27 protein-coding genes and 2 pseudogenes are annotated in these 24,258 nt (G+C 68.6%); 15 read left to right on the plus strand and 14 right to left on the minus strand.

What is annotated here, in order from left to right; all coding sequences use genetic code 11:
• Nucleotides 1-372: 372 nt before the first annotated feature.
• From AB0J87_RS21895 to AB0J87_RS21915, 5 genes and pseudogenes are all read left to right on the plus strand, one after another.
• Nucleotides 373-873 carry a TetR/AcrR family transcriptional regulator gene (locus AB0J87_RS21895; protein WP_363967871.1) on the plus strand — a complete coding sequence of 167 codons (501 nt, stop codon included), beginning with the start codon at nt 373-375 and terminating at the stop codon, nt 871-873.
• Nucleotides 874-971: 98 nt separating this feature from the next.
• Complete coding sequence (gene radC, locus AB0J87_RS21900) at nt 972-1,628, plus strand: DNA repair protein RadC (RefSeq protein WP_363967676.1); 657 nt, start codon at nt 972-974, stop codon at nt 1,626-1,628.
• A gap of 415 nt (nt 1,629-2,043) precedes the next feature.
• A pseudogene (locus AB0J87_RS21905) lies at nt 2,044-2,151 on the plus strand (hypothetical protein); the annotation flags it as partial.
• A gap of 101 nt (nt 2,152-2,252) precedes the next feature.
• Nucleotides 2,253-2,372: pseudogene (locus AB0J87_RS21910) on the plus strand (transposase); the annotation flags it as partial.
• Nucleotides 2,373-2,622: 250 nt separating this feature from the next.
• Nucleotides 2,623-2,847: a hypothetical protein gene (locus AB0J87_RS21915; RefSeq protein WP_363967887.1), complete on the plus strand. Its 225-nt coding sequence runs from the start codon at nt 2,623-2,625 to the stop codon at nt 2,845-2,847.
• 99 nt (nt 2,848-2,946) lie between these two features.
• Here AB0J87_RS21915 and AB0J87_RS21920 read toward each other — a convergent pair whose 3' ends face one another.
• Entirely contained in the window at nt 2,947-3,246 is a 300-nt protein-coding gene (locus AB0J87_RS21920; protein WP_363967678.1) for a hypothetical protein, read from the minus strand.
• Nucleotides 3,247-3,356: 110 nt separating this feature from the next.
• On the opposite strand from AB0J87_RS21920, the gene AB0J87_RS21925 reads away from it, so the two are divergent.
• From AB0J87_RS21925 to AB0J87_RS21940, 4 genes are all read left to right on the plus strand, one after another.
• Nucleotides 3,357-3,833 carry a GntR family transcriptional regulator gene (locus tag AB0J87_RS21925; RefSeq protein ID WP_350724680.1) on the plus strand — a complete coding sequence of 159 codons (477 nt, stop codon included), beginning with the start codon at nt 3,357-3,359 and terminating at the stop codon, nt 3,831-3,833.
• Nucleotides 3,834-3,874: 41 nt separating this feature from the next.
• Entirely contained in the window at nt 3,875-4,366 is a 492-nt protein-coding gene (locus AB0J87_RS21930) for a winged helix-turn-helix domain-containing protein (protein ID WP_363967680.1), read from the plus strand.
• Nucleotides 4,367-5,063: 697 nt separating this feature from the next.
• The gene (locus AB0J87_RS21935) at nt 5,064-5,552 is read left to right on the plus strand and encodes a GntR family transcriptional regulator (protein ID WP_350724676.1); all 489 of its coding nucleotides are present in this window, start codon (nt 5,064-5,066) and stop codon (nt 5,550-5,552) included.
• A gap of 39 nt (nt 5,553-5,591) precedes the next feature.
• Nucleotides 5,592-6,062, plus strand: coding sequence for a GntR family transcriptional regulator (locus AB0J87_RS21940; RefSeq protein WP_363967682.1), 471 nt, complete (start codon nt 5,592-5,594; stop codon nt 6,060-6,062).
• Here AB0J87_RS21940 and AB0J87_RS21945 read toward each other — a convergent pair.
• Genes AB0J87_RS21945 through AB0J87_RS21955 form a run of 3 tightly spaced genes read right to left on the minus strand, consistent with a single transcriptional unit; the run spans nt 6,026 to nt 8,403 of the window.
• Nucleotides 6,026-6,454: an ASCH domain-containing protein gene (locus AB0J87_RS21945; RefSeq protein WP_363967684.1), complete on the minus strand. Its 429-nt coding sequence runs from the start codon at nt 6,452-6,454 to the stop codon at nt 6,026-6,028. The genes AB0J87_RS21940 and AB0J87_RS21945 overlap by 37 nt on opposite strands.
• A 10-nt stretch (nt 6,455-6,464) precedes the next feature.
• Nucleotides 6,465-7,487 carry a hypothetical protein gene (locus AB0J87_RS21950; protein ID WP_350724671.1) on the minus strand — a complete coding sequence of 341 codons (1,023 nt, stop codon included), beginning with the start codon at nt 7,485-7,487 and terminating at the stop codon, nt 6,465-6,467.
• A 46-nt stretch (nt 7,488-7,533) separates the two neighbouring features.
• A complete protein-coding gene (locus tag AB0J87_RS21955; protein ID WP_363967873.1) occupies nt 7,534-8,403 on the minus strand; it encodes a DMT family transporter in 870 nt (289 codons plus the stop codon).
• A 51-nt stretch (nt 8,404-8,454) separates the two neighbouring features.
• Between AB0J87_RS21955 and AB0J87_RS21960 the strand changes: the two genes are divergently transcribed.
• The 5 genes from AB0J87_RS21960 (at nt 8,455) to AB0J87_RS21980 (ending at nt 13,392) form a co-directional block, all read left to right on the plus strand.
• Entirely contained in the window at nt 8,455-9,861 is a 1,407-nt protein-coding gene (locus AB0J87_RS21960; protein WP_363967687.1) for a PLP-dependent aminotransferase family protein, read from the plus strand.
• Nucleotides 9,862-9,979: 118 nt separating this feature from the next.
• Nucleotides 9,980-10,588: a GNAT family N-acetyltransferase gene (locus AB0J87_RS21965; protein WP_192790985.1), complete on the plus strand. Its 609-nt coding sequence runs from the start codon at nt 9,980-9,982 to the stop codon at nt 10,586-10,588.
• Nucleotides 10,589-10,604: 16 nt separating this feature from the next.
• Nucleotides 10,605-11,480 carry a 1,4-dihydroxy-2-naphthoate polyprenyltransferase gene (locus AB0J87_RS21970; RefSeq protein ID WP_363967688.1) on the plus strand — a complete coding sequence of 292 codons (876 nt, stop codon included), beginning with the start codon at nt 10,605-10,607 and terminating at the stop codon, nt 11,478-11,480.
• Nucleotides 11,481-11,490: 10 nt separating this feature from the next.
• Nucleotides 11,491-12,498: an adenosine deaminase gene (locus AB0J87_RS21975; RefSeq protein WP_363967690.1), complete on the plus strand. Its 1,008-nt coding sequence runs from the start codon at nt 11,491-11,493 to the stop codon at nt 12,496-12,498.
• Between the two features lie 165 nt (nt 12,499-12,663).
• Nucleotides 12,664-13,392, plus strand: a complete 729-nt coding sequence (locus tag AB0J87_RS21980) for an AAC(3) family N-acetyltransferase (RefSeq protein ID WP_363967692.1) — start codon at nt 12,664-12,666, stop codon at nt 13,390-13,392.
• A gap of 21 nt (nt 13,393-13,413) precedes the next feature.
• Here the strand turns inward: AB0J87_RS21980 and AB0J87_RS21985 are convergent, their stop codons facing one another.
• The 6 genes from AB0J87_RS21985 to AB0J87_RS22010 all read right to left on the minus strand — a co-directional run bounded on the left by AB0J87_RS21985 (nt 13,414) and on the right by AB0J87_RS22010 (nt 20,330).
• Entirely contained in the window at nt 13,414-13,887 is a 474-nt protein-coding gene (locus AB0J87_RS21985; RefSeq protein ID WP_363967694.1) for a GNAT family N-acetyltransferase, read from the minus strand.
• 173 nt (nt 13,888-14,060) lie between these two features.
• Nucleotides 14,061-14,798, minus strand: a complete 738-nt coding sequence (gene dapB, locus AB0J87_RS21990) for a 4-hydroxy-tetrahydrodipicolinate reductase (protein WP_350724657.1) — start codon at nt 14,796-14,798, stop codon at nt 14,061-14,063.
• Between the two features lie 90 nt (nt 14,799-14,888).
• Nucleotides 14,889-16,202: a pitrilysin family protein gene (locus tag AB0J87_RS21995; protein WP_363967696.1), complete on the minus strand. Its 1,314-nt coding sequence runs from the start codon at nt 16,200-16,202 to the stop codon at nt 14,889-14,891.
• 64 nt (nt 16,203-16,266) lie between these two features.
• Nucleotides 16,267-18,633: a polyribonucleotide nucleotidyltransferase gene (locus AB0J87_RS22000; RefSeq protein WP_363967698.1), complete on the minus strand. Its 2,367-nt coding sequence runs from the start codon at nt 18,631-18,633 to the stop codon at nt 16,267-16,269.
• 299 nt (nt 18,634-18,932) lie between these two features.
• On the minus strand, nt 18,933-19,202 hold the full coding sequence (rpsO, locus tag AB0J87_RS22005; RefSeq protein WP_185071789.1) for a 30S ribosomal protein S15: 270 nt from the start codon (nt 19,200-19,202) through the stop codon (nt 18,933-18,935).
• Between the two features lie 201 nt (nt 19,203-19,403).
• Nucleotides 19,404-20,330, minus strand: a complete 927-nt coding sequence (locus AB0J87_RS22010; protein WP_363967700.1) for a bifunctional riboflavin kinase/FAD synthetase — start codon at nt 20,328-20,330, stop codon at nt 19,404-19,406.
• Between the two features lie 82 nt (nt 20,331-20,412).
• Between AB0J87_RS22010 and AB0J87_RS22015 the strand changes: the two genes are divergently transcribed.
• Nucleotides 20,413-21,432 (plus strand): SAM-dependent methyltransferase, encoded by a 1,020-nt coding sequence (locus AB0J87_RS22015; protein WP_363967702.1) that lies wholly within the window; start codon nt 20,413-20,415, stop codon nt 21,430-21,432.
• 25 nt (nt 21,433-21,457) lie between these two features.
• On the opposite strand, the gene truB is transcribed toward AB0J87_RS22015, so the two are convergent.
• From truB to AB0J87_RS22035, 4 genes are read right to left on the minus strand one after another with little or no spacing between them, the layout of a single operon-like run.
• Nucleotides 21,458-22,330 carry a tRNA pseudouridine(55) synthase TruB gene (gene truB, locus AB0J87_RS22020; RefSeq protein WP_355201592.1) on the minus strand — a complete coding sequence of 291 codons (873 nt, stop codon included), beginning with the start codon at nt 22,328-22,330 and terminating at the stop codon, nt 21,458-21,460.
• Nucleotides 22,312-23,367, minus strand: coding sequence for a DHH family phosphoesterase (locus AB0J87_RS22025; RefSeq protein ID WP_363967704.1), 1,056 nt, complete (start codon nt 23,365-23,367; stop codon nt 22,312-22,314). The genes truB and AB0J87_RS22025 overlap by 19 nt, the downstream gene beginning before the upstream one ends.
• On the minus strand, nt 23,364-23,819 hold the full coding sequence (rbfA, locus tag AB0J87_RS22030; RefSeq protein WP_350724643.1) for a 30S ribosome-binding factor RbfA: 456 nt from the start codon (nt 23,817-23,819) through the stop codon (nt 23,364-23,366). The genes AB0J87_RS22025 and rbfA overlap by 4 nt, the downstream gene beginning before the upstream one ends.
• Nucleotides 23,820-23,858: 39 nt before the next feature.
• Complete coding sequence (locus AB0J87_RS22035; RefSeq protein ID WP_350724641.1) at nt 23,859-24,155, minus strand: DUF503 domain-containing protein; 297 nt, start codon at nt 24,153-24,155, stop codon at nt 23,859-23,861.
• Nucleotides 24,156-24,258: the final 103 nt, after the last annotated feature.

The following is a 24,258-nucleotide window of genomic DNA, read 5'->3' on the forward strand; positions in this document are numbered from 1 at the left end:
CCTCCGCGCGGGAGCAAGTGACAACGGTACGCACCCAGCGAACCGCCGAAAGCGTTGAGGATCGCATCGAAGTCCTCGTCCGGGCCTGGCGCGAGCCGCATCGTCACTCAGGGCGGCGCCGAGATTGCGGCGGCACTGCGCGTTTACGGCGCCGGCAGTGACCTTGGCGCCCGTGTCCTGGCCAAGTTGGAGCCGGAGGCCGCCCACACCGTCGCCGACGAGCAGCGAACCGCAGGCGTACGGCGCTGCGATGCGCCCACGGCGACGGGGGGCTGGGCGGCGCCGACCAAGGTGAGACCGATCCATGGCGGAGGCCTCGCTGGGGTGACAGTGACGTAGTCGGGGCATCGGTGCCCGCTGCTACGGGACGCGCTGGTCGATCTCATCGGGGAACGCGGGTTCAAACGCCCCACCGTAGGCGAGATCACCGAGCGAGCGATGGCGAGCCGTGTCGCTTTTTATCGGAATTATCGCGGCAAATACCACCTCGTGGAGCAAATCTTCGACGAGGCCATTGCGGCGCTGCTGGGCAGTATGGGCGATGACGGCGAGCGGCCCTCGATCGAACACTGGGCCGCGTTCTTTGAATATGTCGCCGAACATCAGCCTTTGTGCGGCGCATTGTTCGGCAAAAAAGGCGGCCCGTGGTTCGCGGCGAAGAAGCGGTCCTCGCTCTCGAACATGGTCGCCCAGCGCCTGGTCCCGCTCCCCACGTCGAGCGGCCTGGTCGCGACGCTAGCTGGCGGGATGTTCGTACAGGCGATCACGTGGTGGCCGGAGAACGGGCGGCCGATGTCACCGTACGAGATCGCTGTGCAGGCGGGGCGACTCGCCTCCACCTTGATCACCGAGGTCGACCGCGCGCCAGGCTGACACATTTTTCCCATCCGGCGATGAACGCTGGATTCCCGGCAAAAGCGCAGGTCAGAGATTGTCGGTGCGCGCTGATACAACGGACGCGGAGGTTGCCGATGCGAGTCAAAGACCTGTCCAAGAGCGACCGGCCACGCGAACGGCTCATGTCCAGCGGCGCCGCCGCGCTGGCGGACCGCGAGCTGCTGGCCGTGCTGCTCGGCTCGGGATTTCGCGGGTCGAGTGCCCTGGATCTCGCCAGCCAGGTGATCAAGCACTGCGGAGATCTCGATGGCCTCCGCCGTTCGGACCCGCATCGGTTACTCGCCGTGCCCGGAGTGGGCCCCGCCAAGGCCGCGCGAGTCGCCGCGGCCTTCCATCTCGTACGCCGTGCGGACGCGTGGCCGGAGCGCGAACGGATCACCAGCACATCCGACCTCGCCAACCACTGCGCCCCGCTGCTCCGGGGCCGCAAGCAGGAGCGGCTTGTCCTGGTGGTGTGCGACACCCGTGGCAGGGTGCTGAAGCATTCGATCCTGACCGAAGGCGCGTCCGACCACACGGCGGTGCCGATCCGGGAGGTGATCACGGAGGTGCTCACCGCGAGCGGGGCCATGTTCGGCCTCGCCCACAACCACCCGGCCGGCTCCCTCGAACCGAGCCAATCCGACCTCGAGGCCACCGCCCAACTCATCCGAGCCGCCGAGACGGTAGGGCTACGGCTCCTCGACCACCTGATCATCACGGATGCCGCCTGGCGGCGAATCCCTACATAAATCAATTCCTCTAGGGACCATGAACCCACCGAACACCAAAGGGAATCATCCTGTGTATAGCGCCGAACTGCAGTTTTCCAAGGGACGGCCATGAGAATCTAATACCGCGGGTAGGCCGTTACGGACGTCAGCCGGCCATTACTCGCAGCGGCATGGTCCCTTGCCTCCGGAGGGCTCGGGACCATGCCCGACACTCGCACCGATCCCAGGCGAAGCCCGGCGCTCTTCGGCGGGCGTTCGGGCAGGCGCGTCGCCTGGGATCGCAAGGTGCGCCCCCGATGGCACCTGCGTTGTGCCATCACCTAGGGTGTCCGGTTCGCGCGCTCGGCGGCCTAAGCGCGAACCGGACACCTGTCCATCCTCGCCAGAACCGCGGCAAGCGGTGAGAGCCCTATCCGCTGAGTGTGGCGTGACGGGCAAGGCCATCCCGTACGGCATTTACGACCCGACCTCCGGCAGCGGCCAGGTCGACGTCGGCGCTGACCACGACACCGCCGCGTCCACCATGGAGTCCATCCGCCACACCGCCGACGTCCTAGATGCCTGGCTGTGCGCTCACCCGACGTGCAGGTCGTGGCTGTGCGCTCACCCGACGTGCAGGTCGTGGCTGTGCGCTCACCCGACGTGCAGGTCGTGCGCCGGGACAGCTCGGGCGCCTACGCCGAAGCGATCCGCCGCGCACTGCCTGATGCCATCCAGGTCGCTGATCGGTGGCACCTGCGGCACAACTTTGGCGAGGCGGTTTTGAAAGAGGTCACCGCCCAAAGCGCCTGCTGCGGCCAAGACCGGACCGCCCCTGCAGAACGGGTAAGCACCTCTCTACCGCGACATTCACCCAAGGTCTACCGCTACACTCACCCAAGGCCGCAGCGTCGAAGTCGACCGCCTTCCCATCTCCCCGCGCCGATTTGCCCGGCTGCTGCTCACCCGGCCCGGCACCCTCAGCGAAGAGCACCGGAGCCTGCTGGACGGCCTCACCGTCGCCTGCCCGGAGATGATCGACCTGGCGGGACTCATCCGCAGTTTCGCCGACCTGCTCCGGCCATGCGAAGGCAATGCTGACCGTCTCGATGCGTGGATCCCCGCAGCTGACGCCACCCATCTGCCTCACCTGCACTCCTTCATCCGCGGCCTTGCCCAGGACCACGATGCCGTCATCTTGCCCTTTCACAACGGTGCGCCCGAGAGTGTGAACACCAAGACCAAGAGCATCATGTGACAGATGCACGGCCGTGGCGGGTTCGACCTTCTGCGCCACCGCGTCCTGCTGCAATGGATCACCCAGGCCACCACCGATTACGGGACAGAACCGTTGTTCTTACCGTCCCGTGCCGTCCAGCAGGCTGCTCCAGATAGCCAGCACGCTTGCCTGGGTGTTCCAGAGACTTTCCTCGATCACCACCTTTTGACGAAAGCGACGAGTTCTGCGGATGAAGTACTGGCCGCCGCTCTGGCACAGCTCGTAGAACGTCGGCTTACAAGCGCACGTGTAATCCCGGACTCTCACACGTACGGCGCGCGGCGACGAGGGATACCACTTGATGACGGCGTGATCGGGCTGTGGGTCCGGCACGTGGACCGCAATCTGGCAGCAGGGCCAGTCGAGGGGCTTGGGCACGGTTGAACAGTACGTCTGGTCGTCTCCTCTTGTCTAGCAAGTAGGGATGCTCTGTCTATATAGACAGCACAATATGGGAGGTCTTGCACCTGTTGGTCTAAGTTGCAGGCGTGCTCGACTATGACGGGGACACCCACATCTACCTCCAGATCGCCGAGATCCTTCGGCGACGAGTCTCCGGGCTCGCGTCCGGACACCCGGTGCCGAGCGAGGCGGACATCCAGCAGGAGTTCGGCGTCGCCCGGACCACTGCCAGGCGGGCGGTGCACGTACTTCGCGAGGAAGGGCTCATCTACACCGTTCAGGGCGAAGGGACCTTTGTCGGCGGACCAGACGAAGCGCCTCGTAAGCAGCGGAAAGTCCCTCTATACCAACAGATCGCGACGGACATCGCCGAGCAGATCAAGGAGGGACATTTCTTGCCTCGGCGCTCCATACCGGGCGAGTCGGCGCTGGTGGAGCAGTACGACGTGGCTCGGGAGACTGTGCGGCGCGCGATGGCGCTCCTGCGGGAGCAAGGGTGGATCTACACCGTTGCGCAGCGCGGCAGTTACGTGTCGCCGAAGGAGTCGTGGCCCCAGGGCTGACTGTGCTCGCCTGCTTGTATCCAGACGTCTACGCTGTGAGCATGCTCGACCGCGACGGGCCGGTCCCGATCTACGTACAGATTGCCGACGAGATCCAGGAGCAGATCGTCGGCGGGCGGTTGCGAGCCGGCGAGGCCGTGCCGAGTGAGGCGGCGTTGGAGGCGGGGTTCGGTGTCGCGCGATCGACCGCACGCAACGTGGTTCGGGAGCTGCGCGAGCGTCGTCTTGTCCACACCGTGCAAGGCGAAGGCACCTTTGTTGGGCCTATCGGCATTCCTCGGATAAGGGCGAAGAGGGCCCTCTATCTGGATATCGCTCATGATATCGCTGCGAAAATCAGGCGCGGTAAGCTCCGGCCGAACTGTTCGATAGCGAGTGATGCGACCTTGATGCTGCGGCATGGGGTTGCCAGGGTCACGGTCCGGAAGGCCATCGCGCATCTCAGGGAGCAGGGTTGGGTGTTCACTGTTCCTTATAGAGGGACTTATGTGAATGAGCCCGGAAAGTGGCCCTCGCACGAGAGCGTCCGATAGTCCCACTGCGCCCCCCACAGGGCCTTGTGCCCTACTGCGCCTTGTGCCTCGCTGCGTCCTTGGGTAAGTGCGGCGCCTTACTAGGCGAGGGAGGTCGCCGGGGGCATGTTGCCGGCGTCATGGAGGAGGGGCGCCTTGTGACTGGACCCAGTGAGCGATGTCGGGGACGGGGGACGGGTTCATACGGCGGCGAGCGAGGGAACCGATCTCCGCCTATACGACAGTGGACGGGGGAAGGGATCTTCGCCGCGGCTGGCCCAGCGAGTCGCCCGGGGCGCGTCGCCGTGCGTCCGGTGAGTGCCTACTGCCCGTGAGTGCCCACGTCCCGTGAGTGCCTACCGCCGGCGAGTGCCCACGTCCCGTGAGTGCCTACCGCCGGCGAGTGCCCACGTCCCGTGAGTGCCTACCGCCGGCGAGTGCCCACTGCCGGCGAATGCCCGGTGCCGGCGAGTCGTCACCCAGCTGAGTTGCTTCGATTTCGTGATGCGTGATCCGAAGTCGCCGGTTTTCTGTTGCTTGGTGGTAAGGCCGGGGGTGGCGATCGGGGAGGCACGGCGGCTGGAGTCACCGATAGTGCTTCCCGGATAGCCGTCGGTTCTCGCATCATGCTGGGTCCGTATGTTTGGAGCACGTATCCACCCTTCCACCAGACGTTTTCCTTGTGCAGGTCTGTACGGTTTCGTCTACGATCCGTACCGTGTTAGATCGCGAAGGTCCCGTGCCTATCTACAAGCAGGTCGCTGACCTGGTCCGCGATCAGATCGAGCGGGGTGAGCTCAAAGCCGGCGATCCGGTGCCCAGCGAGGCGACGCTCGAGAAGGACTACGACATCGCCCGCACCACAGCCCGGCGGGTGGCTCGTGAACTGCGGGAGCAGGGGCTGGCGCACACCATTCAGGGTGAGGGGACGTTCGTCGGCCGGCCGGGGACGCCGCGCTCACCCAGGAAGGTGCCGCTGTATCAGCAGATCTCCACGGAGGTCTCCACGCGTATCGTCCAGGGCGAGCTCTCGCCGAACCGGGCTATTCCCGGCGAGAAAGTGATGATGCGGCAATACGGCGTAGCCAAGGTGACGGTGCGGCAGGCGGTCGCGCATCTCAGGGAGCAGGGATGGGTGTTCACCGTCCCTTATAGGGGCACTTTTGTGAATGAGCCGGAAAAGTGGCCCAGGAATAGGGATTCTTAATCCCCCTCCCTTGTCAGGCCGCTTGTATATCATTGAGACGTGCTGGATCGCTCGGGGGACACGTACCTCTATCTTCAGATCAGCGAAGTCCTCAAGTCACGCATAACCGGCAAGCTCTCCCCAGGGGATCTCGTGATCAGCGAGGCGGGGATCCAGCGGGAGTTCCGGGTGGCCCGGACCACGGCGCGCCGGGCGATTCGGGTGCTGCGCAACCAAGGGCTGGTCCACACTCGCCAAGGCGAGGGCACATTCGTCAGCTCCCCCGGCGAAGGGGCCGAGCAGATTCCGCTCTACCAGCAGATCGCCGACGAAATCAGGAAACGCATCAAGGCCGGCGAGCTGGCCGCGCACCGGCCGCTGCCGCGCGAGGTGACGCTGGTGCGCCAGTACGGCGCCGCCCGCGAGACCGTACGGCGGGCCATAGCGCTGCTGCGGGAGCAGGGATGGGTGTTCACCGTCCCGCACCGCGGCAGTTACGTCGCGCCCGAGGAGCACCGGCCGCCTTCCTGAGCCACGACGCGAAACCACAGGCACACCACCATGGTCGAGTCGTCCACCTCGTACCCCTGGCTCTTCCAGTAGCGGCGGTGCCCCTCGCGCCAGTGCTCCACCGAGCGGAAGCCCTCGCCTTCGGCCTGGGCGAACTCCCAGGTGACCGCCGCGAACGGGGTCAGCTCCACCCGCGTCATCTCTATCTCGGCCACCCGCGCACCCGCGTCGTCCACAAGGACCAGGCGCTCGCCGACGTGCTCCACCTCCTCCCCCTCGGCGTGGTAGTCGAGGGGCAGCAGACCGGCCGTGGCCGTTTTCTCGCCCGCCAAAGTAAGGTCGGTCAACTGGGTACGGAACTCGCCGGGCGTGCCCAACTCCAGAACCCTGAGTCCGTCGATGCGTGGCCACATAGGACGCATATTAGAAGACCGGGATGATGTCCTCCGGATCGATGAAGTCCACTTCTACGCCTTCCAGGTCCAGCTCGGGAATGGCGGGGAAGGCGATGCCCCAGCGTTCCACGATCGCGCGGATCCTGGCCATGGCCACGCGCCAGTTCTCCGCCTGTTCCTCGTAGGACAGCACGCCCAGGCCCGCCTGCCTGGCGTGGTCCATGAGAACGCGGTGGTTGGGCAGGAAGTACGGCGGCAACTCCCAGAAACCCCCGGGCGGCTCCCACAGAATCATGCTGAGGAACACGAAGCCCGCTCTGAGCTGGCGGGTGATGAGGGTGCGGGTCTCGTCGGTGAGCCCCGGCCATTCGTTCTCCAGAATGGTCATGCAGATTTGCAGATGGCGGGACTCGTCCCTGCCTATTCGCTGGAACATCTCGCTGAAGACCGGATGTTGCGTGCCCGACGACATTCCTCTGAACAGCGTCGAGGCGGCCATTTCCCCCATCATGAAGCTGGTGAAGAGGACCGGCAGCGAATATTTGCCGACGGCGGAGGTGTAGCCGGTCCAGTAGCGGCCGCCGTTGTGGTAGAGCCAGCCGATGTTGTTGTGGGCGGCCCTTTCGAGATCATCCGACGGGGTCCAGTCGAGCGGGCCGCCGGGCCACAGTTTGGCGATGGTGCGCTGGCAGCATTCCTCGTGGTTCATCTCGTCACGGGTGATCGAGAAGAAGCACTTCCTGACCGGGTCCTCTTCGTGCTTTTCGAAGGCCTGGATCGTGGCGCGGGCGAACACCGCCGGCCCCGAAGCGTCGAAGTTCGCCAGGACCGCGAACCAGTACATGATTCCCAGCCGCTGCTCCCGGGTGAAGTCGTCCGGGTCCAGGCCGTCCCAGGGCAGGTCGGCCGGGTTCCAGACCACGCGCTTGGACTTCTCGTAGATCGCGGCGAGTTTCTCGGTCTCTACCCGCCACTCCATGGGATAGATGTTGGGCTGCGGGATCTCCGGCGCGGGCCAGAAGCCGCCCTCTGGGATCGTGAGGTCCGCCATTGTTGTGACACCTCCTCTCCCATCCTGCGTGCAGGCGTCACGCCTTTCAAGTACGGGCACGCTGGGTGACGGCCACGCACACGAGCACGGCCAGCGCGGTGGCCACCGTGGCCGGGCCGAACCGCTCCCCCATCAGGAACCAGGCCCAGAGCAGGGTGAGGAGGGGCTGGGTGAGCTGGGTCTGCCCGGCCCGGGCGATGCCGCCCCGCGCCAGACCCGCGTACCAGGGGATGAAGCCGAGGAACATCGAGATCAGGGACACGTACGCGAAGCCCGCTATCGCGTGGGGAGTCGGCGTGATGGGGGTGAGGAGGGCCAGCGCCACGGTCACGGGGACGGTGAGGGGGAGCGAGAGGACGAGGGTGTGGGAGATGACCTGCCAGCCCGGGGTCCGCCTGGACAGCCGCCCGCCCTCCGTGTAGCCGATCGCGGCCGACAGCAGCGCGCCCACCAGGAGCAGGTCGGGCCAGGTGGGCGTGCCCTGGTGCTGGGTGAGGGTGAAGGCCGTGATGGCCAGGGCGCCCGCCGCGCAGGCCACCCAGAAGAGCGGACGGGGGCGTTCCGCCGCCCTGACGACGGCGCAGGCGGCGGTGGCGGCCGGGAGGAGGGCTATCACGACGGCGGCGTGCGACGTGCTGGCGCCCAGGGCCAGGGCCAGGCCGCTGAAGACGGGGAAGCCGAAGACCACACCCAGCGAGATGAGCGCGTACGCGGGCCAATCACGCTTTTGCGGAATTATCGGGATTTTTGCAAATTTAAGGCAAATCAGCGCGATAAATCCGGCTACGCCTGCGCGGCCGATCGCCACCAGCCACGGATGGAAGCCCTCCATGGCAAAAACGGTGGCGGGGAAGGAGCCGGAGAAGGCCAGAACGCCCAGGAAAGCCAGAGAAGTGCCCTGCGCGGCGCGATCCAGAACGGGAGGGAGTGCTACTCCATCAGAGCAGTAGCGCTATTCTGTCTCTTCATGGACAACGATAGCAGTATCGCCCAGATCGCCGCGATACTGCGCGAAGAGGCCGGCCGGGCGGGACCCGGGGCGCGGCTGCCGTCCAGCCGGGAGATCATGCGGCGGCACAACGTCTCCCCCGTCACCGTGTCCAGGGCCATCGGGCAGCTGGCCGCCGAGGGCAGGGTGGTCGCGCGGCCCGGCAGCGGGGTGTTCGTGACCCCTCAGGTGGCCGCCGCGCAGGAGCCGGTCGATCTCTCGTGGCAGACGGTGGCGCTCGGGGACCGGGTGGTCGACGAGGAGCCCGTGGCGACGCTGCTGGGGGCGGCGGCCGAAGGGGTCGTACCCCTCACCGGCGGGTATCTGCCGGCGGGCCTGCGGCCGGACAGGCAGCTGGGGGCCGCGGCGGCGCGGGCGGTGCGCAGGCCGGACGCGTGGGCCATGCCGCCCCTGGCGGGGCTTCAGGAGCTGCGCAGGTGGTTCGCGAGGCAGACCGGGGGCGACGTGACCGCCGCCGACGCGCTGATCGTGAGCGGGGGGCAGGCAGCGCTCACCCATGCGTTCCGGGCGCTGGCGGCTCCGGGCACGCCGGTGCTGGTCGAGACGCCCACCTACCCGGGCGCGCTGGCGGCGGCCAGGGCGGCCGGGCTGCGGCCCACGGCCGTGCCCGTCGACCGGGACGGTGTACGTCCTGAGCTGCTGGCCGAGGCGTTCGCCGTCACGGGCGCGAGGGTCTTCTTCTGCCAGCCCACCCTGCAGAACCCGACGGGGGCCACCCTGCCGGTGGAGCGCAGGGAGCAGGTGTTGCAGGTGGCCAGGGCGGCGGGGGCGTTCGTGGTCGAGGACGACTTCGCGCGGTACCTGACCGAGCAGGCGCCGGCGTCCCTGGCCTCCATGGACCAGCACGGCACCGTCGTCCACGTGAGATCGCTGACGAAGATCCTGTCGCCGAGCATGCGGGTGGCGGCCGTGATCGCCAGGGGGCCGGCCGCGCACCGGCTGCGGGCCAGCCAGCTCGTGGAGTCGTTCTTCGTGGCGCGGCCGCTGCAGGAGACGGCGCTGGAGTTCGTGGGGTCGCCGGCCTGGCAGCGGCATCTGGCGGCCGTGCACAGCGAGATCAGGACCAGGCGCGACGCCCTCGCGGCGGCGCTCGCCACCCACATGCCACGGGCGGAGGTGCACCTGCTGCCCATCGGCGGGATGCACCTGTGGGTGCGCCTGCCCGCCGAGGTCGACGAGAACGCGCTGGTCGAAGCCGCCAGGCGGAACGGCGCGCTGGTGAGTCCGGGCAGGCTGTACTACCCGTCGGAGCCGCCGGGGCCGAGGATCCGGGTGACGCACATCGCCGCCGCCCATCTGGCCGAGTTGCACGAGGGGGTGCGGCGACTCGCCGGGGCGTTGGCTGAGGCGACTCGAACCGGCTGAGGAAGCTCTGGGCGAGATCGGCGGCGAAGAGGGGTTCGCGTCGTCTCCAAGGGTCAAACACCGATACGGTGTAACTCGTGCCTTGTGGCATGGACGGCAGGCGAAGGAGCGGGCCGAGATGGCAGACGTAGGCGTCCGGGCGGCCCGGCGCGAGGATGTGCTCCAGGTTGCGAATTGTCAGATCCGCGCCTGGCGCTATGGCTATCGGGATTTCCTTCCCGAGGGGCCACTCGAGCAGATGACAGGCGCGGCGGCCGAGAAGATGTGGCTGCGCCAGTGGGACGAGGCGATCGTGGCCCCGCCCACCCCCAGGCACCGGGTGCTGGTGGCGGTGGAGACCATCCTCGACACCGAGGGCTTCCCCGCCCTGGGCGCGGGCGGCAGCGCCGCCCTGACCACCCCCCGGGGTGGCGAACGCGTGGTGGGGCTGGCCTCACACGCTCCCGCCGAGGATCCCGACCTGGATCCCACCGTGGTGGCCGAGATGCTGACGCTGCTGGTCGACCCCGATTTCGTACGCCGGGGCCACGGCAGCCGGCTGCTCAACGCGACCGTCGACTACCTGCGTGAGGACGGCTTCCGGCAGATCGTCACCTGGGTGTTCGCCGACAACTACGCGGTGCTGGGCTTCCTGGAGTCGGCCGGCTGGGGCGAGGACATGGCCGAACGCGTGCTCGACATGGGCCGTCCGATCCGGATGATCAGGCTCACGACGGACATCAGCTAGAGGACGAACGACAGACATGGCAACCCCTGGCCAGTGGATCGCGGGCGCCCGCCCGCGCACCCTCCCGAACGCCGTCGTGCCCGTCATGGTGGGCACGGGCGTGGCGATCGGCGAGGGCGGCTTCGTGTGGTGGAGGGCGGTCCTGGCGCTGCTCGTGGCGCTGTCGCTGCAGATCGGCGTCAACTACGCCAACGACTACAGCGACGGCGTCCGCGGCACCGACGACCAGCGGGTCGGCCCGATGCGGCTGGTGGGCTCGCGGGCGGCGAGCCCGCGTGACGTGCTGGTCGCCGCGCTGGGCTGCTTCGCGGTCGCGGCGGTGCTGGGGCTGATCCTGGTCGTCGTCACGCGGGCGTGGTGGATCCTGCTGGTGGGGGCGGCGTGCATCGCGGCCGCCTGGTTCTACACCGGCGGCAAGCGCCCGTACGGCTACCGCGGGCTCGGCGAGATAGCCGTGTTCGTGTTCTTCGGGATCGTCCCCGTGGTGGGCACGGCATATGTGCAGACCGAGTCGCTGAGCTGGCCGGCGTTCTTCGCCTCGATCCCGGTGGGGCTGCTCTCGTGCTCGATGCTCGTGGTCAACAACCTGCGCGACGTCGGCACGGACGGCCAGGCCGGCAAGCGCACGCTGGCCGTGGTGCTGGGGGCCGAGCGCACCCGGGCGCTCTATGTGGCCTGCCAGGTGGTGCCGTTCGTGGTGGCGCTGGCGATGGTCCCGGTGACGCCGTGGGCCGCGCTCGTGCTGCTGGCCGCGCCGCTGGCGATCCCCCCGATCAGGACCGTGCTGGGCAAGGCCGTCGGCCCCGCGCTGATCGCGGTGCTGCAGCAGACGGGCAAGCTGCAGATGGCGTACGGGCTCCTGTTCGCCGTGGGGCTGGCGATCGTCTTCTAAGCTTGGGCGTGTGAAGGACTTCATCGCGGGACTGCCCAAGTGCGAGCTGCATCTGCACATCGAGGGCACACTGGAGCCCGAGCTCAAGTTCGAGCTGGCCGGTCGCAACGGCCTGGAGCTGCCGTACTCGTCCGTCGAGGAGATGCGGGCCGCCTACGCCTTCGACAGCCTGCCGTCCTTCCTCACGGTCTACTACGAGGGCATGCAGGTCCTGCGGACCGAGCCCGACTTCTACGACCTGGCCATGGCCTACCTGCGCAAGGCCGCCGAGCAGAACGTCCGCTACGCCGAGATCTTCTTCGACCCGCAGGCCCACACCTCGCGCGGCGTGCCGTTCGACGTGGTGATCCGCGGGCTGCGGCGGGCGTTGATGGACGCGGAGGCGCGTCTCGGGGTGCGGGCGCAGCTCATCATGTGCTTCCTGCGTGACTTCCAGGCCGAATACGCGATGGCGACGCTGCTGGAGTCGCTGCCGTACAAGGAGTGGATCGCGGGCGTGGGGCTCGACTCCGACGAGAAGGGCAACCCGCCGGTCAAGTTCGCGGCCGTGTACGAGCGCGCCAGGCAGGAGGGCTACCTCCTGACCATGCACTGCGACGTCGACCAGGAAAACTCGGTCGAGCACATCCGCCAGGCCGTCGAGGACATCGGCGTCAACCGCATCGACCACGGCGTCAACATCCTTGAGGACCAGCGGCTCGTGGAGGTCGTCCTGGAGCGGGGCATGGGGCTGACCTGCTGCCCGATCTCCAACGGCTACGTCACCGACTCGATGAAGGCCGAGGGCATCCGCAAGCTGATGGACCTGGGCGTGCGCGTGACGATCAACTCCGACGATCCCGCCTATTTCGCGGGTTACGTGGCGGAAAACCTCGAGGCGCTGCACGGCGCGCTCCAGCTCAACCGCGAGGAGCTGGCCCAGCTCGAACGGAACGCCTTCGAGATCACCTGGCTCCCCCGGCACCTCAAGGACGCCTACCTGGCCGAGGTGGACGCGTACGTCGCCGCGACCGGCTGACCAATCATCAATCGGGAAAGCGGGAAAGCGGGAAATGGTCACGGCGCACGAAAGTTAAGCTGACGCGATGCCCGGTCAATGTGCTCCCCAAAAGGGAATGTCATGGTGAATTATACCCGCATAAGTCGGGATTTCTCCGCTCTGGGTGTTAAGCCGGGGCAGGTCGTGCTGCTGCATTCCTCACTCAGCAGCATCGGCCGGGTCGAGGGCGGGGAGCACACGGTGGTCGCGGCGCTCAGGGAGTCGCTGGGGCCGGACGGCACGCTCACGGTGCCCACCGGCACCTCGGCCAACTCCGACACCTCCCCGGTCTACCGCGCCGCCGTGGCCGGGATGACGACGGAGGAGATCGAGGCCTTCCGGTCGAGGATGCCCGCCTACGACCCCGGCTCCACCCCGTCCGTACGGATGGGCCGGATCCCCGAGTGCGTCCGCACCGCACCGGACGCCCGCCGCAGCGCGCACCCGCAGACGTCCTTCGCCGCCGTGGGCCCGCAGGCGGCGCACATCATCGGGGATCACGCCCGCGACTGCCTCCTGGGCGAGCGATCCCCGCTGGCCAGGCTCTACGAGGCCGGCGCCCTCGTCCTGCTGCTCGGCGTCGGCTACGACAGGTGCACCGCGTTCCACCTGGCCGAATACCGCTACCACCCGGACCCGCCGCGCCGCAGCTACCGCGCCGTGGTGGACGACGGGGAGGGGCGGGCGTGGTGCGAGTTCGAGGACGTGCGGGTGGATGACAGCGACTTCGCGCGCCTGGGGGCCGACTTCGAACGGGCCGTTGACGTACGGTGTGGGCCGGTCGGCGCGGCGCAGGCCCGGTTGTTCCCGCTGGCCGCCGCCGTCGACTACGCCGCCGCCTGGTTCGCCGCCAACCGCGCGCCGCATCCCTGACGGCGCCCGTAACCTTCCGGCCTAGTGGCGCATCACCACGCGGGGCGCGATCTCGATGCCCAGCTCCCGCTCGTGCTCCACCAGCGCGCGCAACTCCGGGCCCCACTCCTCCTCGGGCAGCACCGAGAAGCCGTGCCGCGTGTACCACGGCGCGTTCCAGGGCACGTCGCGGTAGGTCGTCAGCGTCACGGCAGTCGCTCCGGCGGCCCGCGCGTGGTCGAGCACCGCCGCGACCAGCCGCCCGCCGATGCCGTGGCGCATGTGGCCCGGATGCACGGCGAGCTGGTCCAGGTGCAGGTTGCCGTCCACCCACCCGATCAGCGCGAACCCCGTGGGAGGCGTGCCCTCGACCAGGACCCTGAGGGGGTCGTCGACCTCTTCGATCATGGTGGTGCCGGGCGGGAAAGCGATGTCCACCTGCTCGAAGAGCTTGTCCGCCGCCAGCTCGATCGCGGTCAGCCCTGGGAGCTCACCTGCTTCGGCCCATCGCACCATGCCGACACGATCTCATGGTGGAGCCGGATCCCGCCTCTCATATTTTAATGTTGATGATCGTAAGGCCCGGCTGTGCGGAGCCGGAACCCTCTCCTCACGACGTGCCCGCGACCGTACGGTTGTGGGCACGTCGTGTGCGGCCCCTGCCGAGGTCGCTGCCGAGGTCAGGAAGGTCAGAGGTCGAGGAGCGGCTCGAGGCCCACGGTGAGGCCTGGCAGCTCGCGTACGCGGCGCACCCCGAGCAGCACGCCCGGCGTGAACGACGCCCTGGTCATCGAGTCGTGCCGGATCGTGAGGATCTCGCCCTCACCGCCCAGCAGCACCTCCTGGTGCGCGATGAGCCCGGACAGCCGCACGGAGTGCACGGGGACACCGCCGACGTCGGCCCCGCGGGCGCCGTCCAGCGCCGTGCTCGTGGCGTCGGGCATCTGGCCGAGCCCCGCCTTGGCGCGCGCCTCGGACACCAGCTCCGCCGTGCGGCGGGCCGTGCCGGACGGCGCGTCGGCCTTGTTGGGGTGGTGCAGCTCGACGATCTCGACCGACTCGAAGTAGCGGGCCGCCTGCTGCGCGAAGTGCATCATGAGCACGGCCGCGATGCCGAAGTTGGGCGCGATCAGGCAGTGGGTGCCCGGCGACTCGGCCAGCCAGCCGCGCACGGTCTCCAGCCGCCCCTCGTCGAACCCGGTCGTGCCCACCACCGGGTGGATGCCGTGCCGGATCGCCCATTCGAGGTTGCCCATGACGACATCGGGATGGGTGAAGTCGACCACCACCTCGGCGCCTTCGAGGCCCTCGATGGGGTCGTCCTTGTCGATCGCGGCCACCAGCTCCATGTCGGAGGCCGCCTCGACCGCCTTGCACACTTCGACGCCGACGCGCCCGCGGGCGCCCAGCACACCTACCCTGATCACAGGCCAACCCTATACCAGCGGGAAAACCCGCCCATGGGACCGCCGGCTCACTGTCGTGGCCGTTCAGGACCCCATGTGGCGGGTTCGTTCCTACGGGCGGACGGCCTCGGTGAAGTCCTTGTCACCGTACGGGCCGATCACGGCGAGCGTGAGCGGCCGCTTGAGCACGTCCCGCGCCACCTCGTCGATCTCGTCGGGAGTGACCGCCTCGATGCGTGCCAGCACCTCGTCCACCGACATCAGCTCGTCGTAGACGAGCTCGTTCTTGCCGATGCGCGACATGCGCGAGCCGGTGTCCTCCAGGCCGAGCACGAGCCCGCCGCGCATCTGGCCCTTGCCGCGCATGATCTCGTCGGCGCTCAGGCCGTCGGCCACCACCCTGGACACCTCGTCCCGGCAGATCTTGAGCACGTCGTCGATCTTCGACGGCAGGCAGCCCACGTAGATCCCGAACTGGCCGGTGTCGGCGTAGGCGGAGGTGTAGCTGTAGGCGGAGTAGGCCAGGCCGCGCTTCTCCCTGATCTCCTGGAAGAGCCTGGACGACATGCCGCCGCCCAGCGCCGCGTTGAGCACGCCCAGCGCGAACCTGCGGTCGTCCGTACGGGACAGGCCGGTCGTGCCGAGCACCAGGTTGGCCTGCTCGGTCGGCCGGTCGAGCACCCGCACGCCGGAACGCATCTCGGCCCCGGGACCGCTGGTGCGCGGGGCCGCGAACTCGGCCGGCCCGCCCAGCGCGCCCGCCCGCTCGTACGCCCTGGTGACCAGCTCGACGACCTCTTCGTGCCGGATGTTGCCCGCGACGGACACGACCGTGCGGCGGGGCCGGTAGTAGCGGTGGTAGTACTCGGCGATCCGCTCGCGCCCGAGGGCGTTGATCGACTCGACCGTGCCCAGGATGGGCCGGCCGATGGCCGAGTCGCCGTAGAGCGCGGCGGCGAACTGCTCGTGCACCACGTCAGAGGGGTCGTCGTCGTGCATGGCGATCTCTTCGAGGATCACGCCGCGCTCGGACTCGACGTCCTCCTCGGTCACCAGCGAGCTGGTCACCACGTCGGCCAGCACGTCGACCGCGACCGACAGGTCCTCGTCGAGCACGCGTGCGTAGTAGCACGTGTACTCCTTGGCGGTGAAGGCGTTGATCTCACCGCCGATGCCCTCGATGGAGGCGGAGATCTCCATGGCGTCGCGCGTCGGGGTGCCCTTGAACAGCAGGTGTTCGAGGAAGTGGGTGGCCCCCGTGTGCTCGGGGGCCTCGTCACGCGAGCCGATGCCGACCCACATGCCGACCGCGACGCTACGCACGGTCGGCATGGTCTCGGTCACCACGCGCAGCCCACCTGGGAGGACGGTGCGCCTCACCACCCCGGCTCCGTCCCGGCCGGGGTGCAGCGTGGTGGTCGTCACGGGGCCTCCTTCGTCGGCCCCGTGACCAAGGTGCTGCGTTTAATGGTTCCCTCGCTTCGCTCGGTCACGAGTTCCGGTCGTCCCCGTCGGCGCTGCTGCCGCGCGTGCGGACGCGGGTGCGGGTGCGGCGGGGCCGCTCCGCCTTCTCCTCGGCGGGCGCGGCGGCCTCCTCGGCCTGCGGGGCCTCGGCGTCGTCGTCGCCCTCGGCGGCGGGCGCGGCGGCGGCCCCAGCAGCGGCCTTCGCCTCCTTCTCCGCGGCCTCCTTCTCGATGACCTCGACGGGCACCAGCGAGAGCTTGCCCCGGGCGTCGATCTCGGCGATCTCGACCTGGATCTTCTCGCCGACGCTCATGACGTCCTCGACGTTCTCGATGCGCTTGCCGCCGTGCAGCTTGCGGATCTGGGAGACGTGCAGCAGGCCGTCCTTGCCGGGCAGGAGCGAGATGAACGCGCCGAAGGCCGCGATCTTGACGACCGTGCCGATGTAGCGCTCACCGACCTCCGGCATGTGCGGGTTGGCGATGGCGTTGATCGCCGAACGGGCCGCCTCGGCCGACGGGCCGTCGGTGGCGCCGATGTAGATCGTGCCGTCGTCCTCGATGGTGATCTCGGCGCCCGTGTCGTCCTGGATCTGGTTGATCATCTTGCCCTTCGGGCCGATGACCTCGCCGATCTTGTCGACCGGGACCTTGATGGTGATGATGCGCGGCGCGGTCGGGTTCATCTCCGCCGGAGAGTTGATCGCCTCCTGCATCACGTCGAGGATCGCCAGGCGCGCGCCCTTGGCCTGCTTGAGGGCGGCCGCGAGCACGCTCGCGGGGATGCCGTCGAGCTTGGTGTCGAGCTGCAGGGCGGTGATGACGTCCTTGGTGCCGGCGACCTTGAAGTCCATGTCGCCCATGGCGTCCTCGGCGCCGAGGATGTCGGTCAGGGTGACGTACGTGTCGCCCTCACCGATCAGGCCCATCGCGATGCCCGCGACCATCTCCTTGAGCGGCACACCCGCGTCCAGCAGCGCCATCGTGGACGCGCAGACCGAGCCCATCGAGGTGGAGCCGTTGGAGCCGAGCGCCTCGGAGACCTGGCGGATGGCGTACGGGAACTCCTCGCGGGTCGGGAGCACCGGGATCAGCGCCCGCTCGGCCAGCGCGCCGTGACCGATCTCGCGGCGCTTGGGCGAGCCCACCCGGCCGGTCTCACCGGTGGAGTAGGGCGGGAAGTTGTAGTTGTGCATGTAGCGCTTGGTCCGCTCAGGGTTGAGCGTGTCGATGACCTGCTCCATGCGCAGCATGTTGAGCGTGGTGATGCCCAGGATCTGGGTCTCGCCGCGCTCGAACAGCGCCGAGCCGTGCACCCGGGGCACCACGTGGACCTCGGCGGAAAGGGCGCGGATGTCCTTGGTGCCGCGGCCGTCGATGCGGATGCCCTCCTTGACGACCCGCTCGCGCATGAGCTTCTTCATCACCGAGCGGAACGCGGCGGAGATCTCCTTCTCGCGCCCCTCGAACTCGGGCAGGAGCTTCTCGGCGGCCAGCGCCTTGACCTTCTCCAGCTCGTTCTCGCGCTCCTGCTTGCCCGCGATGGTCAGCGCGGCGGTCAGCTCGGTCTTCACCGCGGCCTCGACCGCGGCGTAGACGTCCTCCTGGTAGTCGAGGAAGACCGGGTACTCGGCCGTCTCCTTGGCCGCGACCTGCGCGATGCGCGACTGGGCCTCGCACAGCACCTTGATGAACGGCTTGGCGGCGTCCAGGCCCTGCGCGACGGTCTCCTCGGTGGGCGCGACGGCCCCGTCGGCGACCAGCTTCAGCGTGTCCCTGGTGGACTCGGCCTCGACCATCATGATCGCGACGTCGCCGTCCTCGAGCACGCGGCCCGCGACGACCATGTCGAACGTGGCCCGCTCCAGCTCGTGGTGCGTCGGGAACGCCACCCACTGGCCGTCGATCAGGGCGACGCGCACGCCGCCGATCGGGCCGGAGAACGGCAGCCCGGCGAGCTGGGTGGACAGCGACGCGGCGTTGATCGCCACCACGTCGTAGAGGTGGTCGGGGTTGAGCGCCATCACCGTGGCGACGACCTGGATCTCGTTGCGCAGGCCCTTGACGAACGACGGGCGCAGCGGCCGGTCGATCAGGCGGCAGGTGAGGATCGCGTCCTCGGAGGGACGGCCCTCACGCCGGAAGAACGAACCGGGGATGCGGCCCGCGGCGTACATGCGCTCTTCGACGTCGACGGTGAGCGGGAAGAAGTCGAAGTTCTCCTTCGGGGACTTCGACGCGGTGGTGGCTGAGAGCACCATCGTGTCGTTGTCGAGGTAGGCGACGGCGGAGCCAGCCGCCTGGCGTGCGAGACGACCGGTTTCGAACCGGATCGTGCGCGTGCCGAATGAGCCGTTGTCTATGACGGCTTCAGCGGTGTGGACACCCTCCACGGGGGACCTCCTTGTGGTCGGTCTCCCGCGCCCTTTTTCTCACCGGCACCCTCGTTAGGTGCAGCGCCGGTCTTCGATCGAAGCGCCCGGTCTCACTGTCAAATTCCTACCGGAAGCCACTACCGAGGACCGGCCCGCAGGCGTCGCGGGTCGCATGGTGCTGAACGGACGCGGGGGCTGTGTGTCTCGGATCTTCAGTTGTAGGTCAGATGTGACAACGTATCCACATCGCCACATATCCGACCATATGGCTGTACCCATATGAGAAGGGAGCGGCGCGTTCGCCGCTCCCTTTCATGCTATCGGCGCAGGCCCAGCCGCTCGATGAGCGAGCGGTAGCGCTGGATGTCGACCTTCTGCAGGTACTTCAGCAGGCGGCGCCGGCGACCGACGAGCAGAAGCAGGCCACGACGGCTGTGGTGGTCGTGCTTGTGCGTCTTCAGGTGCTCGGTGAGCTCGCTGATGCGCTTGCTCAGCAGTGCGATCTGCACCTCGGGCGACCCGGTGTCGCCTTCGGCCGTCGCGTATTCGCCGATGATGGACTTCTTGGCAGCGGTGTCGAGGGACACGGCTCTCCTTTGAGCTACGGGCACGCGTGAACGATGATGAAAGATGCGAACGACCGTGCGTGCCTACAGTCGCCGCGTGAAGGCCGTCATGGGCAGCGCGCAGCGGCGCCGCTACTGAGCCGACATGCAAGGTTACCACTTCACGCGCGGTGCTCGGGCGCTCCTTTCCCGGGCTTTAACCGCGTCGCGATTTCGCGGATTTCAGCTCGTGAGGCGGCGGGCGGCGTCGACATCGGCGTGAATCTGCTCGATCAACGCGTCGATTGAGTCGAATCGCGTGTTGCCACGCAGCCGGGCGTGGAATTCGACCGCCACATGCACCCCGTAAAGCTCTAGATCATCCCGATCAAGCGCATAAGCCTCGACCGTCCGCGGCACTCCCTCGAACGTCGGATTCGTACCGACCGAGATCGCCGCCGGCCACCGCTCCCCCTGGTAGAGCGCGGGCAGATTGGCCATCGGCACGCACTCCAGCCACCCCGCGTAGACCCCGTCGGCCGGGATGGCGGTGTGCTGGGCGGTCTCGACGTTCGCCGTCGGGAAGCCGAGCTGGCGTCCGCGCTGGTAGCCGCGTACGACCACGCCCTCCACCCGGTGCGGCCGCCCGAGCTGCTCACTGGCGCCCTCGACGTCGCCTGTGACGATCCGCGCGCGGATCGAGGCCGAGGAGACGGCGTCGAGCAGGGGCACGGCCTCCACCTCGAAGTCGTACTTGTCGCCCAGCGTCCGCAAAGTCTCGACGTCCCCGCTGGCCTCGTGGCCGAACAGGAAGTCCTCGCCCACCACGACGACGGCCGCCGCCAGCCGCTCGGCCAGCACGGCCTGGACGAAGTCGTCCGGGCTCGTCCGCGACAGTTCGAGCGTGAACTCCACCACGTCGATCTCGTCCACCCCCAGCCCGGCCAGCAGTTCGGCCCTGCGCCGCGGGCTGGTGAGCCGCAGCGGATGCGTCCCGGGCCGCACGACCTCGTCGGGGTGCGGCTCGAACGTGACGGCCACGCTGCGCAGCCCCCGCTCGCGGGCGATGGCGACAGCGCGTTCGACCACCCGCCGGTGCCCGCGGTGGACCCCGTCGTACACGCCGATGGTGACGACAGACCTTCCCGAACCCTGCACGCTAGGCCCCATTCGCTTGTGGCGGATCAATCCCCCACAAGCCTGCCACGCGCGTCACCGTTCGCTCCAATCGAGGGCGATAGGATCGGGCATCATGCCTCGTTACGCGCTTCTGATCCTGCCTGCCTTCAACCGGGTCTACGGGGAGAGCTCCATCCGGCTGACCAGGAGTGAGCTGGCGGTCTTCAGCAGGTACGGCTTGGACGGGAAGGTCCTCGCCAGCGAGGAGACCACCATCGGCGGTGTGCCGTATGTGATTTTCGAGACATCCGAGCCGCTGACGCAGCCGGATATTTCTCTTTTGTCGAATCTTTCCTCTGTTTATGCGATTTTCGGGGTTGAGGGGGAGCTGCTCCGGCCGCTCTCCATGTCGTCGCTCGACCGGCTGACCAGCGACCTGATCACCATCCAGAAATACGCCGGCAAGACCAACGAGCACTTCACCAAGCTGCTGCTCAACGTCACCCTGCTGGCCGGGGCCAAGGGGCTGGGCGAGCGGCTCTCGGTCTTCGACCCGCTGTGCGGGCGCGGCACGACGCTCAACCAGGCCCTCATGTACGGCTACGACGCGTACGGGCTCGACGTCGACGGCAAGGACTTCGAGGCCTACTCCGGGTTCATCAAGACCTGGCTGCGCAACAAGCGGCTCAAGCACACCGCCGAGACCGTGCCGGTGCGGCGCGAGCGGGCCCTGGTCGGGCGGCGGCTCAACGTCACCTTCGGGCTGTCGAAGGAGGCGGTCAAGGCCGGCGACGTGCAGCACCTGGCCGTGGTCAACGCCGACACCCTCAAGAGCAGGGACTTCTTCAAGCCGCGCTCGTTCGACGCCCTGGTGACCGACACCCCCTACGGGGTCCAGCACGGCAGCAAGGGCGGCGGCGGGCTGTCGCGCAGCCCGATGGAGCTGCTGCGACAGGCCGTGCCCGGCTGGGCCGAGCTGCTGCGGCCCGGCGGGGCCATGGGGATCTCGTGGAACACCTACGGCGGCAAGAGCTCGGAGCTGGCCCAGATCCTCGAGGGGGCGGGGCTCCAGGTGATGGACTACCCCGACTTCGAGCACTGGGTCGACCAGGCGATCGTCCGCGACATCATCGTCGCCCGCAAACCCGAATAACCCCTTACGAAGCCCTCAGAGGGGTCTAGGAGACGAAGACGGCGAGGGGCTTGGCCACTCGGCCCTGCTCCTCCACCAGCGCCAGCAGCTCGCCCTCAGGCCCGAACACGCCGATCGGCCCCTTGCCCAGCCCGGCGGCCGCCAGCCGTCCCCCGTGCCCGATGACGCGTGCCTCCTCGGCCGTCACGTCCCGGCGCGGGAACGCCGCCGCCACCGCCTCGCCGATCGGCAGGATCACGCACTCCTCGGCGAGTTGGTCGATGGTCCTGGCCAGCGACAGGCCGTAGGGCCCCACGCGGGTGCGCCGCAGCGCCGTCAGATGCCCTCCGACCCCGAGCGCCGCGCCCAGGTCGCGGGCCAGCGCGCGGATGTAGGTGCCGCTGGAGCAGGTCACGACCGCGTCCACGTCCACGACGTCGTCGTGCGCCCGGATGTCGAGCACGTCGAACGTCCGCACGGTGACGGGCCGGGCCCGCAGCTCGACCTCTTCGCCCGCGCGGGCCATCTTGTAGGCGCGCTGCCCGTTCACCTTGATGGCGCTCACCTGCGGTGGGATCTGCATGATCTCCCCGGTGAGCGCCGCGACGCCCTTGTGGATCTCGGCCGCCGTGACGCCGGACGCCGGGGCCGTGGCGGTGACCTCGCCCTCGGCGTCGTCGGTGTTCGTGCTCACGCCGAGCCTGATCGTGGCCTCGTACACCTTCTCGGTCAGCGTCAGGTGGCCGAGCAGCCTGGTGGCCTTCTCCACGCCGACCACCAGCACGCCCGTCGCCATCGGGTCGAGCGTGCCCGCGTGTCCCACACGGCGGGTGCCCGCGATGCGCCGCATCTTGGCCACCACGTCGTGGGACGTCCACTCGCCCGGCTTGTCGACGATGATCAGCCCGCTCTCGACCATCCAACCTTCCCAAGTTCGCGCCGGAAGGCGTCCATGGTCGCCTCCACGGTCTCGTGCGAGGTGTAACCGGCCGCGTTGTGGTGCCCGCCGCCGCCCAGGGCCGCGCACGCGGCCCCGACGTCGGCATTGCCCTTGGATCGGGTGGACACCTGCCAGTCGCCCTGGTCGTCCTCCTTGAGCACGACCGCGACCTCGGCCTCGTCCGTGCGCCGGACGATGTCGATGATGCCTTCCAGCTCCGCGTACGGGAGCCCGTGCGCGGCCCGGTCGACCCGCGTCACGTACGTCCAGACCAGCCCGTCCTCCAGCGCCGCCCGGTCGAGGGCGGCGGCCAGCACCTTGAGGTAGCCGAACGGGGAACGGTCCCACAGCTCACGGGCGATCTCGTCGGTGCGCAGCCCGGTCGCCACGAGCCTGGCCGCCATCTGGTGCACGGCGGGCGTGGTCGAGGAGTGCCGGAACGACCCCGTGTCGGTCACCAGCCCGGTGTAGAGGCAGACGGCGATGTCGCGGTCGAGCCCTCCGCCGAGCCGGTACATCAGCTGCTCGGCCAGCACGGCCGTCGCGGCTGCCGTGGAGTCGATGAGGCTGAGCGTGCCGAACCCCTCGTTCGAGGGGTGGTGGTCGACGACGATGACCTCTCGGGCCCTGGCGGTGTTCTCGCGCAGGAGCCCGAGGCGTTCGAACGTCGAGACGTCGAAGGTGATCATCAGCTCCGGCGCCGCCGGATAGTCCGCCGGCGGCACCAGCATGTCCTGGCCGGGCAGGAAGCGCAGCAGCCGCGGCACCACGAAGTGGTGGTCGCCGAACGACGCGACGACCCGCTTGCCCAGCGACCGCAGCACGAACCCCACGGCCAGCATCGACCCGAGGGCGTCGCCGTCGGGCGTCACGTGACAGGCCAGCGCGATCTCGTCGGCCCGGCCGATCAGCCGCAGGGCCCGGTCCCATGCGGCCTCGGGGATCGCGCCGCCGGTGACCGTGCGGGAGTCCGCACGGAACGGGCGATCCGCTCTGTCGCGCACGTCGGGCGTCACGCCTGGTCGTCCTCGCTCAGGTCCGCTTCGCCCTCCTCGGGCTTGCGGTAGGGGTCGGACTCGCCGGCGTAGGAGGCGTTCTCGGCCCGGCGCGCCACCTCCGCGTCCCGGGACCGGGCGGCGGTGATCAGGTCGTCGAGGTGACGCGCGGAGTCGGGCAGCGGGTCGTGCTTGAACGTCAGCGTCGGGGCGAAGCGCACGCCGGTCTGGCGGCCCACCTCGGAGCGGATGATCCCCTTGGCGCTCTCGAGGGCGGCCGCGCTGTCGGACCGCTCGGCCTCGGAGCCGTACACGGTGTAGAACACGGTCGCCTCGCGCAGGTCGGCGGTGACGCGCGTGTCGGTCACGGTGACGAAGCCCAGGCGCGGGTCCTTGATCCGGCGCTCCAGCATCTCGGCGACGATCTGCTGGATGCGGTCGGCGAGCTTCCGCGCTCGTGCGGCATCCACCATGTTCGCTCCCCCTCACGCACGACCTGGCCGTGCAGTCGTTCAATCTTCGTCGTTGTAGAGCCGGTGCCTGGCCGACAGCAGCTCGATCTCCGGGCGGAAAGCCACCATCCGCTCGCAGGCGTCCATGATCTCGTTGCAGTTACCCGCGGAGGAGGAGACCACCGCGACGCCGACCTCGGCCCTGCGGTGCAGGTCGAGATGGCCGACCTCGGCCACCGCGATGCTGGGATAACGGCGCTGCAGCTCGGCGATCAGCGGCCGTACGACAGAGCGCTTCTGCTTCAGCGACCTGACGTCGCCGAGCAGGATGTCCAGGGTCAGAGCACCCACATACATCGTTGGCAACCACCGCTTGATCTGGTGTGGTGAACGCACGCCCGGCCTGCTGCGGTGGGGACCAGGCCAGGACGTGCGAGAGGCGCCCGGCGGATCTCCCGCC

The organism is Nonomuraea sp. NPDC049625 (assembly GCF_040675285.1).
Lineage (GTDB): Bacteria > Actinomycetota > Actinomycetes > Streptosporangiales > Streptosporangiaceae > Nonomuraea > Nonomuraea angiospora_A.